This window comes from Desulfurobacterium pacificum, assembly GCF_900182835.1.
Taxonomy (GTDB): Bacteria; Aquificota; Aquificia; order Desulfurobacteriales; family Desulfurobacteriaceae; genus Desulfurobacterium_B; species Desulfurobacterium_B pacificum.
The window spans coordinates 52,193-66,467 of record NZ_FXUB01000005.1 but is presented as its reverse complement, the minus strand read 5'-3'; the positions used below and the strand labels follow the sequence as shown (position 1 = coordinate 66,467).

At 39.3% G+C, this 14,275-nt stretch carries 15 protein-coding genes and 4 tRNA genes; 2 read left to right on the top strand and 17 right to left on the bottom strand.

Annotated elements, in window-relative coordinates:
• Position 1: 1 nt before the first annotated feature.
• Complete coding sequence (locus tag QOL23_RS07615; protein ID WP_283400991.1) at positions 2–577, bottom strand: class II aldolase/adducin family protein; 576 nt, start codon at positions 575–577, stop codon at positions 2–4.
• A 102-nt stretch (positions 578–679) separates the two neighbouring features.
• A complete protein-coding gene (locus QOL23_RS07610; RefSeq protein WP_283400990.1) occupies positions 680–1,651 on the bottom strand; it encodes a c-type heme family protein in 972 nt (323 codons plus the stop codon).
• Between the two features lie 101 nt (positions 1,652–1,752).
• Here QOL23_RS07610 and QOL23_RS07605 point away from each other — a divergent pair, with 101 nt between their 5' ends.
• Entirely contained in the window at positions 1,753–2,484 is a 732-nt protein-coding gene (locus QOL23_RS07605) for a septal ring lytic transglycosylase RlpA family protein (protein ID WP_283400989.1), read from the top strand.
• Positions 2,485–2,494: 10 nt separating this feature from the next.
• Entirely contained in the window at positions 2,495–4,057 is a 1,563-nt protein-coding gene (gene nadB, locus QOL23_RS07600) for an L-aspartate oxidase (protein WP_283400988.1), read from the top strand.
• Here nadB and dapE read toward each other — a convergent pair.
• The 15 genes from dapE to QOL23_RS07525 all read right to left on the bottom strand — a co-directional run bounded on the left by dapE (position 4,049) and on the right by QOL23_RS07525 (position 14,254).
• A complete protein-coding gene (dapE, locus tag QOL23_RS07595; RefSeq protein WP_283400987.1) occupies positions 4,049–5,110 on the bottom strand; it encodes a succinyl-diaminopimelate desuccinylase in 1,062 nt (353 codons plus the stop codon). The genes nadB and dapE overlap by 9 nt on opposite strands.
• 20 nt (positions 5,111–5,130) lie before the next feature.
• Positions 5,131–5,207: transfer RNA gene (locus QOL23_RS07590), tRNA-Ile, on the bottom strand.
• A 4-nt stretch (positions 5,208–5,211) separates the two neighbouring features.
• Positions 5,212–5,287 (bottom strand) — tRNA-Ala (locus tag QOL23_RS07585).
• A 9-nt stretch (positions 5,288–5,296) separates the two neighbouring features.
• Positions 5,297–5,374: transfer RNA gene (locus tag QOL23_RS07580), tRNA-Glu, on the bottom strand.
• A 9-nt stretch (positions 5,375–5,383) separates the two neighbouring features.
• Positions 5,384–5,459: transfer RNA gene (locus QOL23_RS07575), tRNA-Lys, on the bottom strand.
• Positions 5,460–5,514: 55 nt separating this feature from the next.
• The gene (locus tag QOL23_RS07570) at positions 5,515–6,186 is read right to left on the bottom strand and encodes a glutamine amidotransferase-related protein (RefSeq protein ID WP_283400986.1); all 672 of its coding nucleotides are present in this window, start codon (positions 6,184–6,186) and stop codon (positions 5,515–5,517) included.
• The gene (locus QOL23_RS07565; RefSeq protein WP_283400985.1) at positions 6,186–7,571 is read right to left on the bottom strand and encodes a TldD/PmbA family protein; all 1,386 of its coding nucleotides are present in this window, start codon (positions 7,569–7,571) and stop codon (positions 6,186–6,188) included. Before QOL23_RS07565 ends, QOL23_RS07570 begins: the two co-directional genes overlap by 1 nt.
• Positions 7,572–8,411, bottom strand: a complete 840-nt coding sequence (locus tag QOL23_RS07560; RefSeq protein WP_283400984.1) for an NAD+ synthase — start codon at positions 8,409–8,411, stop codon at positions 7,572–7,574.
• Positions 8,401–9,240: a nitrilase-related carbon-nitrogen hydrolase gene (locus QOL23_RS07555; RefSeq protein ID WP_283400983.1), complete on the bottom strand. Its 840-nt coding sequence runs from the start codon at positions 9,238–9,240 to the stop codon at positions 8,401–8,403. Before QOL23_RS07555 ends, QOL23_RS07560 begins: the two co-directional genes overlap by 11 nt.
• Before the next feature lie 2 nt (positions 9,241–9,242).
• On the bottom strand, positions 9,243–10,397 hold the full coding sequence (locus tag QOL23_RS07550) for a POTRA domain-containing protein (protein ID WP_283400982.1): 1,155 nt from the start codon (positions 10,395–10,397) through the stop codon (positions 9,243–9,245).
• Entirely contained in the window at positions 10,394–10,630 is a 237-nt protein-coding gene (locus QOL23_RS07545; RefSeq protein WP_283400981.1) for a DUF2905 domain-containing protein, read from the bottom strand. The genes QOL23_RS07550 and QOL23_RS07545 overlap by 4 nt, the downstream gene beginning before the upstream one ends.
• Positions 10,614–12,662, bottom strand: coding sequence for an HD family phosphohydrolase (locus QOL23_RS07540; protein WP_283400980.1), 2,049 nt, complete (start codon positions 12,660–12,662; stop codon positions 10,614–10,616). The genes QOL23_RS07545 and QOL23_RS07540 overlap by 17 nt, the downstream gene beginning before the upstream one ends.
• Positions 12,631–13,584: a PhoH family protein gene (locus tag QOL23_RS07535; RefSeq protein ID WP_283400979.1), complete on the bottom strand. Its 954-nt coding sequence runs from the start codon at positions 13,582–13,584 to the stop codon at positions 12,631–12,633. The genes QOL23_RS07540 and QOL23_RS07535 overlap by 32 nt, the downstream gene beginning before the upstream one ends.
• A 15-nt stretch (positions 13,585–13,599) precedes the next feature.
• Positions 13,600–13,947 carry a HepT-like ribonuclease domain-containing protein gene (locus QOL23_RS07530; protein ID WP_283400978.1) on the bottom strand — a complete coding sequence of 116 codons (348 nt, stop codon included), beginning with the start codon at positions 13,945–13,947 and terminating at the stop codon, positions 13,600–13,602.
• Entirely contained in the window at positions 13,940–14,254 is a 315-nt protein-coding gene (locus tag QOL23_RS07525; RefSeq protein WP_283400977.1) for a nucleotidyltransferase family protein, read from the bottom strand. The genes QOL23_RS07530 and QOL23_RS07525 overlap by 8 nt, the downstream gene beginning before the upstream one ends.
• Positions 14,255–14,275: the final 21 nt, after the last annotated feature.

The window sequence follows — 14,275 nt, the reverse complement described above, 5'->3', positions numbered from 1 at the left end:
TTTAGCTCCCCTTTACTGAGTGATAGATTGAGAGAATTTTACACGAGTTTTCAAGGGCTGATAGGTATTTTAATGCTTCGTTTAAATTTCTACCGGTTGAGAACGCTCCGTGGGATTTTACTACCACGATTGGGGATAGTTTGAGGAGACCGATAATTTTTGTTGCGACTTCTTCTGATGACACTACGCAGGTGGCAGATAAAACGGGTACTTTGTGTAGTAGTAATTTTCCTTCTGAATCCATAGGTGTTATTGTGTTAGTTATTAAAGAGCAGGCAACAGTGTACGGTGAATGGGCATGAACGATAGCGTTAATTTCGGAAAAGTTCTGGTATATAGCTCTGTGGACCAATAGTTCAATTGAAGCACCTTCGTCAAGTTTTTCGTTTTTTTGAAGGGTTGTAATTACAAAGTCATCTTCTGTTAAAAAACCTAACATTTTTCCTGATTTTTTGATTATTATGTGTTCACCTTTTCGGATGCTTATGTTTCCTCCGTGGGTGTCTGTTAGTCCGGCTTCAAAAACAATTCGCCCTGTTTTTATCATTTCGTTTTTTTCTTTTATAAAAGTTTTCATACTGTTGACCTCAGATGAGTTTTGGAAGCTTTATTGTAAGTTTTTGAGATGTTAATTTTCAACCGTAGAATGAAGAGGGGGGATTATATCCCCCCTTTAGTTTTATTTTTTCTTTCTTAACCTTTCAATGGCGATTTGGACACTGGCTCTTAAACGGTCAATGGCTATAGCCAATTTAGTGATTTCATCTTTAACTTCTTCTTCCTTCAGACCGCGGACTCCTAAATCAATATCTAATTTCCCGAGACTTATATCGTGAGCTGCTTTTGTCAGTTTCTCAATAGGAATTATTATTTCATACTTAGCAAATAACCAGAACACCAAGAAAGCTATGATGAATGCTCCTATATTAACTATATCAACAAGAGATAGAGCGGTTGAAATAATGCTTGGTGGTAGGATGGATACGCTTATAATTCCTCTTAAATCGCCAACTTTGTAATTGATGGCTCTTTTGTAGTTATCTCCATATTTAGCTTTGAGAGCCTTTAATATTTCTTCAGGTATTTGATTTTCAGGTCCATGACATTTTAGGCAGCTCTGCTTTACGTAAATAGCTTTGGCGTAACGGAATGTTTTTCCATCCCATCCCCAGTATTCTGTAACTCCTTTCTTTTCAATAGTTTTTATGGCTTTTGTTTCCCAGGTATCTGGTTTGTCTTCTGGAGCCATATATCTGTCTGATACTACGCGGAAAGACCATCCGTATTCAATGTTTGATAGTTGTGAAAGTTCTCTTGTGGCAAGTGCTGGGTTGTGGAGAAAGAAGTGAGTTTCTCCTACTCTTTTAAGAACTTCATCTGACTTATAGGCTTTTAATTCTCCATAGGGAGCATCTAAACTCATTAAATAACCGATGCCTTCAGTGTATTTGTCTTTTGTCCATACACCTCCGAAACTTGCAGCCCACTTTCTGAATATGATAATTTCTTGTGCGAGACTTCTACCTTGATTTATAAGGCTTACTTTATAGGTCTTGTTGAGTAAATGAAAGAAGGAGAGCGTAGATAGGGCTACGAGAATGAAGAAAACAATTAGTATTTTGTGGGTAATACTGAGTTGTTTTGTTTTCATTTTCTCCTCCCTGAAAAGATGTCTGTTTAAATTATACTCTAAACCTTTGTTTATTATTAATTTATATTTTACAATTTATTTAGATTAGAGGTACACTAAATATGAAGAGATTTATTGTGTTTCTTTTTGCTGTTTTCCTTATTTCTTGTGGAACGCGTAGTGAAAGAGTAGTTATCATTCCTTCTACACAGAAGGGAGGGGTGTTTTATAGGAAATCGGAGTGTAGCTACACTTATAGTGTTGGTGGGAAAGTTTATTGCGTAAGGAAAAGTAGTTATGGTTATGTTGAGGTTGGGTATGCTTCGTGGTATGGTCCTGGATTTCATGGAAAAAGAACGGCAAGCGGTGAGATTTACAATATGTATAAGTTAACAGCAGCTCATAAGACGTTGCCTTTGGGTACTTACGTAAAGGTTATAAACCTTGAGAATGGAAAAAGCGTGATTGTGAAGATAAACGATAGAGGACCTTTTGTGGAAGGTAGAATCATAGATTTATCTTACGCTGCTGCCAAGAAGTTGGGTATGTTGAAAAAGGGTGTGGCAAAGGTGAAGTTGATAGCTTTAGGCAGAAAAGTTGACCATCGTTACGTTGCGTCTGAGTATCGAAAGGGGCGATTTTACGTTCAGATTGGAGCTTTTAGGAATAAGCTGAATGCTTATTCTTTTAAGTATTCTGTAATGAGAAGGTATGGAATAAAGGTGAGGGTTGTCTACATGGATGGTTATTATAGGGTTTTGGCTGGTCCTGTTTTTTCTTTGAAAGATGCTAAGCGGTTTAAAGAGAAACTTGAGAAGAAAGGTATAGAAACTTCGTTTATTATCAGGCTATAGTGGAGGAGTTATGAAAAGTTTACTTACTGTTGACTCGCTTGATATACCTTCAGAAACTTACGATGTAGTTGTAGTAGGTTCTGGAGCTGCTGGGCTTTACTGCGCAATTGTTCTTAAAAGGTTAGGTTTAGATGTTTGTGTTCTTTCTAAGTCTGAAATGTATGAGGGTTCAACTTTTTTGGCTCAGGGAGGTATAGCTTCTGCCCTGCCTCCTGATGATTCTACTGACCTGCACTTTGCTGATACGGTAAGGGCAGGAGCTGGTTTGGTAGATAGGAAGATGGCAAGGATTTTGGTGGAGGAAGGAGTAAAAAGGGTTATAGACCTTATTGAGTTGGGGGTGGATTTTGATAAAGATGAGGAAGGATTTATCCGGTTTACTAAAGAAGCTGCTCATTCTGTTGCGAGGATAGCGCATTGTAAGGATAAAACTGGGGAGGATATAGAAAAAGCGTTGATAAGTGCTTATTCTGGAAGGATTCAGGAGTTTGTTCGTGTAAAAGAGCTTATAGTAAAAAATGGAAGATGTTATGGAGTTTTAGCAGAAGTTTCTGGGGATTTGAGAGCCTTTTACGCTCCGGCTGTTGTTTTTGCTACTGGTGGTGCGGCGGGATTATTTGAGAAAACTACTAATCCTCCAACGTCAACGGGGGACGGTATAACAATTGCTTTAAGGTATGGTGCAAAATTAAAGGACCTTGAGTTTGTTCAGTTTCATCCTACAGCTTTTTGTGATGATAAAGAGTGTTTTTTGATATCTGAAGCTGTTAGAGGAGAAGGGGCTGTTATCGTTGATAGACATGGTAGAAGGTTTATGGGGGACTATCACCATTTGTGGGAACTTGCTCCGAGAGATGTTGTAACTCGGGCTATTGAAACGCAACGGAGACTGTCTGGTGGAGATATCTATTTAGATTTTAGACCCATAGAGAGAAGGGGGATAGATATTTATGAACGGTTTCCCACAATTTGTAGAAAGCTTAAAGAGAAGGGATTGGACCCGAAGAAAGATTTAATTCCTATAACTCCGGTAGCTCACTACTATATTGGTGGAGTAGCTGTTGATAGTTTTGGTAGAACTTCTTTAAAGGGTCTTTACGCTGTAGGAGAGGCTGCATGTACGGGAGTTCATGGAGCTAATAGACTTGCCAGTAACTCTTTGCTTGAATGTGTTGTTTTTGGTAATAGAGCTGCTTATGGAGTGTATGCTGATTGGAGGTATTTGAGTAAGAGGTTTGCTGAAGTGAGAGTAAAGTTAGAGGAGTGGAAGCCTCAGAATGAGCAGAAGTATGTTTTGGAAGATGTTAAGAAAGTTTTATGGAGTAACGTTGGTATAGTTAGAACGGCAGATTCTTTAACTAAGGCTATTGATAGGCTTTCAAATATAGCTCTTTCTTTATCTAATTGGGAAGTGAGGAATGGAGCTATTTTAGGGCTTGCAATGGCTATAAGTGCGATGAGGAGAGAAGAGAGTAGAGGAGGACATTTTAGAAGTGATTTTCCTTACGAAAGAGAGGAGTTTAAAAGGCACAGCGAATTTACTTTAGAAGATTTAGAAAGGTTGTTATTCTAAAAGGAATTCTTTTAGTATGTGGTAGCAGGTGTGGATTTTTTCTACTTCTACGTATTCATCTTTTTGATGAGCCTGGTGAGGCTGACCTGGACCGAAGTTAACTGCATCTACGCCGATTTCGGATAGCTGGGCGACATCTGTCCATGCTTGTTTAGCTTCTATTGGTAAATTAAACGTTTCTTTAAACAAACGTAAAATAGGGTTGTCAAGGCAGGGTCTTGCAGCGGGTGATATGTCCCAGATTTTTAGAGAGGATGTTTCAGTTTCTTCTGCTAACTTTTCTATTTTCTTTAAAGCTTCTTTTGTAGTTTTGTCTGGCGTAAACCTGTAGTTTACGTTTATTAGGAACTCCTCAGGGATAATGTTACGACCGCCTTTGAAGTCTACCATTGTTGCGTTCATTACTTCAAAATAGGAAAGGTTGCCAACTTTGTATTCCTCAGGTTTCATCTCACTTAGCGTTTTGAGGAGTTTCCAGCCTTTGTGAATTGCATTATCGCCTTCCCAAGGTCTTGCTGAATGTGCCCGTTTCCCTTTAAATATGAACCACGCGTGGATGACGCCAAGACAGCCGACTTGAATTTTATTATCTGTCGGTTCTAAAACAAAAGCAAAGTCGTTTCTTTTTATGAGTTCTGAGAATTTTGATATGAGCAGTTTTAATCCGTTGTCTTCGTATGGTCCTTCTTCTTTTTCGTAGAAGATAAAAGTCAGGTTAAATTTGGAGTTTTTTTCTTTTAAGTCAGATATTATTTTGAGTATGACAGCGTCTCCAGCTTTCATATCGCTGGCACCAAGACCGTATAACCTACCGTTTATGATTTTTCCTGTATATTTATTTTCACCAGGAACGGTGTCTAAATGACCGACTAAGGCTACGGTTTGTTTGTTCTCATCAAAGGGCGTTGTGGCTATTATGCTGTTGTTTACTCTATGGATTTGCAAGTGAGGATTTTCGGTTTTTATGAAATTTTCTACAAAATCTGCAATTTGCTTTTCGTTGCCGTAGATGGAGGGAATGTTTATTAGTTCTTTGAGGATTTCTACAGGCATTTAATCTCCGTATTTGGCTATGGTGGGCCCGGGAGGACTCGAACCTCCGACCAGCCGGTTATGAGCCGGCTGCTCTGACCAACTGAGCTACGGGCCCCTTATGGTGGAGCCGGTGGGATTCGAACCCACGACCTTCAGACTGCCAGCCTGACGCTCTCCCAGCTGAGCTACGGCCCCAATTAATAATGGCGTCCCCGGCGGGATTCGAACCCGCGTCGCCGGCGTGAAAGGCCGGTGTCCTAGGCCGGGCTAGACGACGGGGACGCTGTTAAGTGGTGAGCCGCCCAGGACTCGAACCTGGGACCTACGGATTAAAAGTCCGTTGCTCTACCAGCTGAGCTAGCGGCCCACTTAATTTGACGATGGATAATATAGGCTTGCAGCGGTTTCTGTCAATATTTTTTTTACAATTTCAGGAAATAATCTATGAAAACATCACTATATATTTTGAGTCTTCTCCATTTTTCATCAGTTGCTAAGATATTTTCTTCAGGTATTCCTTCTTCTTGAAGTTCTTTTTTGTAAACTTCTATCCAATTTTTAATATCTTCTTTTGTTACTTCTAAGTGGAATTGAAGACCAATTACCTGATTTCCTATTCTGAACGCTTGGTTGTTGTATTTAACTGAAGAAGCCAATCTGGTAGCTCCTTCGGGAAGGTCAAAAGTGTCTCCGTGCCAGTGGAAAACTTCTATTTCGTCTTTATAGATGATTTCAAGATGGTCTTGGGGGAATACAGGATACCACCCAATTTCCTTTCCCCATTTCCCTTTGTATACTTTTGCGCCGAAGGTATTTGCTATAAGTTGAGCGCCAAGACAAACACCTAAAATTTTTTTGCCTTTTTCGTGAAACTGCTTAATCAGCTCTTTTTCTTGTTTGAGGAAAGGATATTTGTCTTCTTCGTAAACTCCCATAGGACCGCCTAAGATAATGAGGATGTCAAACTCGTCGGGAGATATTTCAAGTCCTTTAGAGGCTTCCGTTTCTTCTGTTTTAACGCCTCTCCTTTCTAAAGCTTCTTTAAACGTTCCTAAACCCTCTATTTCTATGTTCTTTACTGCTATAGCTTTCATTATTTAACTCCTCCTACGGTAATTTCGGGTATGCGAATAGTAGGCATTCCGTCAGTTACGGGAACGCCTTGACCGTCTTTACCGCACGTGCCTATAGAAAAGCCCAGGTCGTTCCCTACCGCATCAATGTTTTTGAGAACTTCTGGTCCGTTGCCAATAAGGGAAACACCTCTTATTGGTTCTGTTACCTTTCCGTTTTCTATGAGATAGCCCTCGGAGACCTCAAATACAAAATCTCCATTAACGGTGTTAACCTGACCACCCCCCATTTTAACAACTAAAATTCCGCTTTTTGTGTCGGCAATGATATCTTCCGGTGATGCGTCCTGTGGTTTTATATAGGTATTTGTCATTCTCGGTATAGGGACGTGCATGTAGGATTGCCTTCTTCCGTTACCAGTTGAAAACTCTCCAGCTTTCATGGCTTCAAGGGTGTCGTACATGAAGTTTTTAAGTATGCCGTTTTCTATAAGAACGTTTTCTCTTGTTGCAGTGCCTTCATCGTCGTAGCCGGAGCTTCCGTACATTCCTTTCATGTAGCCGTTATCTATTACCGTTATCAATTCTGATGCAACCTTTTCTCCTATTTTTCCTGCGTAAACAGAAAGTCCCTGGTTGGCAAGGTCGGCTTCAAGTCCATGCCCTACCGCTTCGTGAATCATTGTTCCGCCGGCTTTTGAGGAGATTACCACTGTAAATTTACCTGCAGGTGCAGGTTTGGCTTCAAGCATTTTTAAAGCTCTTTCGGCAGCTATTTTAGCCACCTTTTCGGGAGGATGTTTTTGGAAAAGGGAGTAATCACCTAAGTGTCCTACAGGTTCGTATCCTGTTTGAAGGAGTATTCCGTCAGATGCTACTACCAAAACGTAAAAGACAACGCGTGGTCTTACGTCTTCTACTATGTTACCTAAGGTGTTTACTATAGTTACTTCCTGAATTTGGTCTCTTAAAACAACTGTGACCTGTTTAATTCTATCTCCGTAGGAGCGAGCTGTTTCGTTTGCTTTTAATAGGTATTCCACTTTTTCATCAACTGAGATTTCAAAGTTTGTTCCTTCTACTATTCCTTCGTAACGAGGTTCCTTTTCTCTTAGGTCTAACGTTACCTCTTTTTCTGAAGCGGCTGCTGATGCTAAGTTGTCTATTGTTTCTTCAATAGATTGGATTGTTAGTTTGTTTGTAAATCCGAAGTAAGTTTTTTGTTTTTTTATGTAACGTATTCCTACTCCAACTTCCAGCCCAGAAGATACTCTCTCTACTTTGTTGTCTTCACAGGAAGCGGAAAAAGTGTATCTCTTTTCAAAGAAAAGGTCGCCGTAATCTGCTCCTTTTTCTAAGAGTTTTTTTGCTCCGTAAACTCCTAACTCTTTGAAGTCTGTTACCATTTATAGCCCCCAGTCCCTGAAGTATAGGAAGTCTTTGTCAACGGTTCTCTGAGTGATTTTGCAGATTATAGGAAGTTTTCGCTTGTATTGGGAACGTTTGACCATGTTTAAAACTTTTTCTACAGTTGATTTATCGTATCCTAAGTTTACGATGTCTTCCTTCTTCATTCGGAGGTCAACGTAAGCAAGTAGTATTTGGTCAAGCGTATGGTAAGTTAATCCTATTTCTCCTTCATCTGTCTGACCGGGCCAGAGGTCTGCCGATGGCTTTTTCTTTACTATTCTTTCAGGAACGCCAACGTATTCTGCCATCTGCCATACTTGTGTTTTATAGAGGTCACCTATTGGATTAACGTCGTGAGCGCCGTCACCCCACCTTGTTGAATAACCTATAAGCAGTTCGCTTTTGTTACTCGTTCCTATAACTAATGCGTTTTTCCAGTGGGCGAAGTCGTATAGAATACTCATGCGCTCTCTTGCCATTTTGTTTCCTTTTCTGATTCTATCTGCATCTGGAAATTTCTCGTAATAAGCGTCTATCTGGGGAGTTATATCTATCTCGTGGAACTCTATGTCTAAAGTTTCTGCAACTAAACGGGCGTCGTTCTTTGAGTCTTCTGAGCTTGTTTTATAGGGCATTGATATGCCTATAACGTTCTCTTTACCTAAAGCTAACACCGATAGGAAGGCTGTAAGTGCTGAATCTACACCTCCCGATATTCCAACTACAGCTTTCTGAAATCCGGCTTTGTTGAGTTCTTCTTTTATGAAGTGTGTAAGGACGCTTGTTATGAAAGCTTTATCTTTTATTTCTAATAGTTCTACTATTCTATCCTTCATCAAGGATTCTCCTTAAATTGTTGAAAATAATTTCAGGCTTTTCATCTCTTAGGAGAGGCAGAGATATTCTGGCAGCTCTTATTAGAGAGAGGTCTGCGTTTACTAAAAGTATCTCCTCTTTGAAGGGGGAAGCTTCTGCTATTACGTTACCAAATGGGTCGCATGCGAATGATTTTCCTGAAAAAACGAATCCATCTTCAACGCCTACGCGGTTTGCGTAAAAGAAGTAGCTGCCGGTCATTCTGGAATAGAACTCTCCCATGTTTTTCCATATTTTTGCGTTTCCAAATTCTCCGTTTTCTCTGTAACCTCTTCCGGGGCTTGAAGATAGGGCAAATATGAATTTCGTTCCCTGTATGAAGGACAGATATACCGTTGAAAAGTGCCAGAGGTCTTCGCAGATTAGTACAGTTGATTTTACTCCATTGAGGTAGAACGTTTTAACTTCTTTTCCTGCGCCTGTGAATCTTCCTTCATCAAACATTCCGTAAGTTGGCAGGAATACTTTGCGGTGAACGTGGATTAGTTTCCCTTCGGAGAAGCAAAATGCAGAGTTGTATAGAACGTGTTCTTCAGATTCTTCAATTCCGCCTACTATTATTGAAATTTTCTCACTTAGAGGTTTTAGTGGAGAGTTTTCCAATTGCTGAGCTGTTACAGCTATCTCGCTGGTTATGTCTTGAACGTTGTAGCCGGTTAAGTTAAGTTCAGGAAAGAGGCAGATTTCTGCCCCATCTTCTATAGCTTTTTCAATGAAGTCAATGGTTTTTTCTAAGTTAGCTTTAAAATCTCCTAAAACTGACCTGAATTGGACTATTGCTACTTTCATCTTTACCACCTGAATCCGAATTTTACGTTCGCCTGAGTGCTGCTGCTGTTGGAACCTATTCCCCTAAAAAAGCTGAGTTTAATGATACCATCTACTAACTTTGCCCAGAAGATTTCTGCTTCTATTCCTGGAGTTAAAAGGAAATTTCTTGATGGGAAAACTGTTCCAAAGTAAAGTTTTGGCTTGACGAAAACGCTTTTGTCTATGACTGCTTTTCTGTAGTTAAGTGAAAAAGTTAAAAAACGTTTACCTGACGATTTTGAGTCGTCGTATCCTGGTATTCCGGAAGATAGTGGAAAAACGTAGTTGCCAAAGTTTGTTCCTGAGAGAAAAGAGTATCCCCAGCTATCAACGTTTTTTGTGTGGATTTGTTTTGAGTAGCTTCCTACGAAGGAGCCTGTAAATGTAGAGGATATCTCTGGTATGGCAGTTTTTACGTAAAAGGTGATTAACGTTCCCGAAGTGTAGTAAACGTGGTCAGTCGTTCTATCAATGGAGTAGCTTAAGAATGAGAAGAAATAGTGTTTGATTTTGTTTGTGTCTTTGTCTCTGAGAAATAGGTAGGTGGTGCCAGGGGTGAGGGTGTGGATTTTTTCTCTGTCTAAAAACCAAGGGCTTGCTACGGAGATTTTAAACGTTTTTTCGCTTTCGTCCTCGTGGCTATAAACGTTACCATTTATGCTACCTTTCTGTTTTATGAGTCTGTACAGTTGAAAGTACAGGTATCTATCCTGTGAAAATTCTGTGTTTATCCATTTTGTGTATCCTATGAATAGTTTATTTCCCATTCCAGATAGATTGTAATCTCTGATTTCTATTCCTACTTTATAGCTGCCGTCGCTTTTTAATCGGAATTTTGGAACGGGAATTATGGGAAAGCGTTCTTTAACGTAGAAAGTTATCTTTACGTTTCCGTTTTTGAGTTTTTTAACCAGGGGGTTAATTTTGTAAAACAGGTGAGTATTAAGAAGGTTCCTTACGGATTTTTTTAGTAATTCTTCCGAAAACTCTTCACCGGGTTTGAGTAGGATTTCTCTCTCTACGAATTCCTTTTTGCACCACTTTAAACCTATAAAATTGATACTTTCCACAATTGCTGAGTAGCAGGTAGTTGTTGTGAGAAGGGAAATTAGAACTATTAATTTGATTGGCTTCATTGTTTCCTCATGATTAGAAAGAAAAGAAAGGAAAGTGCAGAAAGTAGGAAACTTATCAATAAGCTTGTTCCAAGTGGAAAGTAGAATACGAAATTATCCTTTTTGATATATATGTCTCCTGGTAATCTTCCGATAGGAAACCCACTGCCTGCTTTTGATATTATGATAATGAAAAGTCCTGTTATTATAAGTAAAATCCCCCCATACACCAGCATCTTACCTACTTCTTCCATTCTCTCCTCCACTTTCCTCTTCAGGATACTCCACTCTGTTGTGGTATATCCCAGATAGAACTTTCTTGAATACTTTTTCTATTAAAGATATATCCTTCAGTGAAAGTCCGCTCTGGGTTAACTGACCATCTTCAACTTCATCCATTATTAGTTTGTGAATTGCTTCTTCTAAATTGAAATCTTTGTCTTTCATAGACCTTATCGCAGCTTCAACGGTGTCTGCTAAGAGAACGATTCCTGCTTCTTTGAACTGAGGTTTCGGTCCTGGATATCTAAATTTTTTTTCATCAACTTTATCACCGTATAATTCCTTAGCTTTGTGGTAGAAGTATTTCATCAGTTTTGTTCCGTGGTGCTGTTTAATGATATCTATAACTTTTTCTGGCAGGTTATACTTCCTGCCCAACTCCTCTCCGTACTCAACGTGAGAGCGCAGTATTGCAGCGCTCTTTTCCGGCGGTAGCTTATCGTGTATGTTGATACCGTTTGTCTGGTTTTCTATGAAAGCTTGAGGGTTTTTAAGTTTTCCTATATCGTGAAACAGACCGCCTGCTTTTGCTAAAAGGGCGTTTGCGCCAATCGTTTCTGCTGCTGCTTCAGCAAGCGTTGCTACCATAACTGAGTGGCTGTAAGTGCCGGGTGCTTTTAGTACTAATTTCCTCAAGAGAGGGTGGTTAAGATTGATAAGTTCCATATAAACCATATCCGTTGTAAATTTGAAAATGTTGATAAGTAAAGGACTTAAACCGTTAACTACTACTGCTGTGATGCCAGCACCTGTAAGTGAAAGAATCGGGAAAACGATATTTTCAGGCTTTAAAGTTAATCCGTAGTAGTAAATAAGGATAATTTCTTGGAGGAGGGAAGCGAATAGACCCATTGTGAAGGCGCTTTTGTATATCATCTCTCTGCTTCTGTACTTTCTTGAATCAAAACAGGAAAAAATCCCACCCACTGCCACCGGAATAATAAAGAGCTCTGGTTTAGGTAAAAGAAAAGCAGGCAGTATGGAAACCGGAAAGACGTGAATTGTTGCAACTTTCTTCGTTATAAACATAGATGCGAATATCGTTGACGTAACTATTGGAACGTAAAGCAGGTGTTCGTTTACCGGTAAATTCAGGCTTTCAACTATCAGTTTTGACAGGTAGGTGAATATCCTAATAAGGAGTATGTCTAACGTTACGGTGCAGAAAGAGAAAAGAACGTTTTTGACGTTGAAAGCCGAAGGACTTGTTATTCTGTAGAGTTTAACAAGTAAGTAAAAGAGTATAAGGGAAAGGAGCGTTAAAGAAAGGTATTTGTTGACGCCTCTGCCTTTCTCTTTCTCTTCGCGTATGAGTTTAATCTTTGCAGCCGTTTCAGGTGTGACTTTTTCCCCTTTCCTGACTAATATTTCTCCCTTTTTGAGGGTAATATAGACGGGCTTTACCTTGCTTTCCGCTTCAGACCAGAGCGTTTCTGTTAGTTCCTTCTGATAGACGTAGTTTGGTTTAATCAGTTTTCCCACTTTATTTACTATCTCTTCTGCCCGGTTTTTGTTTATGAACTGAGATAAATCCTGCCTGAGGTAGTTTTTAATCTGGTTGAGTTTTATAAATCTGTCGGCGTTTACTACCTTTTCGCCTTTTGCCGTTATTATTTTTACTCTGCTGTAGCCGTTAGGTATCTGGTTGACGATTCCCCTTCTGTAGTAAAGTTTTAATATCTCTTCAAGGTATTTTTTCTCGTTCTCTGTAAAGTTGCCGGCGCTTTCTACTTCTTTGAGTACTTGATTTTCAACGGCGTGGTGTTTGAATACGGGTAGAACTTTCTGTTTTGCTTCCTCTTTAAGTTTTAGGGTTGCTTTTACGTCTTTAATCTTCAACGTATAGGGGGAACGAATGTCTGTAGGGCTTACCTGCCCCGGTTTTAAAAGAGGAACGTTTACAACGTTAAAAGGCAGCATTATAACGGTTACGATTATCGCTGCTAAAAGAACAAAGCCGTATATCTGATAGTTATCCTTTTGTTCCTGCTTCATACTCTTCATAAGCCTTTATTATCTCCTGAACGAGTCTGTGTCTTACTACGTCCTGCCTTGTAAATTCTACAATTTCTATTCCGTCTATGCCTTTTAGTATTTTCAGTGCTTCTACAAGTCCTGAACGTTCTTTTGATGGAAGGTCTATTTGAGTGATATCACCGGTTATTACTACCTTTGAGCCAAAACCTAACCTCGTTAAAAACATTTTCATCTGTTCTTTTGTTGTGTTTTGAGCTTCGTCTAAGATTATGAATGCGTCGTTCAGCGTTCTTCCTCTCATGTAGGCAAGGGGCGCTATTTCAAAGACGTTCCTTTCAAGAAGGGCGTTTACCTTTTCCGGTTCCATCATTTCAAAGAGGGCATCGTAAAGGGGTTTTAAGTATGGGTCTATCTTTTCTTGAAGCGTTCCCGGTAAAAAACCCAACTTTTCACCGGCTTCCACCGCAGGTCTTGTAAGGATTAATCTATTTACTTTACCTTTTCTGAAGTAAGATACTGCGACGGCAACTGCGAGGTAGGTTTTACCCGTTCCTGCTGGTCCTACGCCGAAAACGATATCGTTTTTTTCTATTGCTTGGACGTACCTTTTTTGGGTGGGGGTTTTGGGGAGGATTTTTTTACCTCTAAAGGTTTTTACTATTTCCTTGTTTGCTTCTATTTCTACTTTTTCTCTGCTTGAAAGCTGAGTTATGTACATATCCATATCGCTTTTTGTAATTTTGTGTCCAGACTTTATTAAGGTTTCCAGACCTTTAAAGAATTCTTTTGCTTTCTCTTCACCTTCAGCGCTGCCGTTTATCATTATTTCGTTGCCGCGGGAACCCAAGTTGATGTTCAAAATTTTTGCTATCTTCTTAAGGTTTTCTTCGTGATGTCCGACTATGGTGTAAAAATCTTCTGGGCTTAGCTCAAGGATTACTTTTATCAATTAATCTGACCTCCTTTAAGGAATTTGTTTTAGTATTTCCTGAATCTGTTTCTTTAGAGTAGGTAAATCTTCTTTTATCGTATCCCAAATAACTTGGGCGTCTACGCCTGAGTAGTCGTGGATAAGGATATCTCGCATTCCTGCTATTTCTTTCCAAGGAATATGGGAGTGGTTTTCTTTAAGTGTTGTGGGGAGTTTTTTGGTAGCTTCTCCGATTATTTCTAAGTTTCTTATTACGCCATCTATGATGAGGTCATTTGAGAAGAACTCTTCTTTTGACATACCTTTTGTGTATTTTTCTATTTTTTTAATAGATTCTAAGATGTCTTCTAAATAGACAGCAGGAGACTTCTTTTTAGACATATATGACCTCATTTAAGATGTCTTTTTTTAGTTTCGGTTTAATCGCTCTTTTCATAACGAGGTCTACTTTGCATTCAAGTTTTTCTTCTAAAAACTGTTTGAGCTTGACAAAATCAATAAGACTGAATTTTGTTTTTTGAATTTCGACCAATATGTCAACATCACTGTTCACAGTGTTATCTCCGCGGGCGACGGAGCCGAAAATACCGATTTTTACTACCCCGAAATTCTGTTCAAGTATTGGCTTCAGTTTTTTAAGCTGTTTGTATATACATTCTTTGCTAACTTTTTTGCCTGTTTTTACCATTTACTTTATCCAATAACTTGT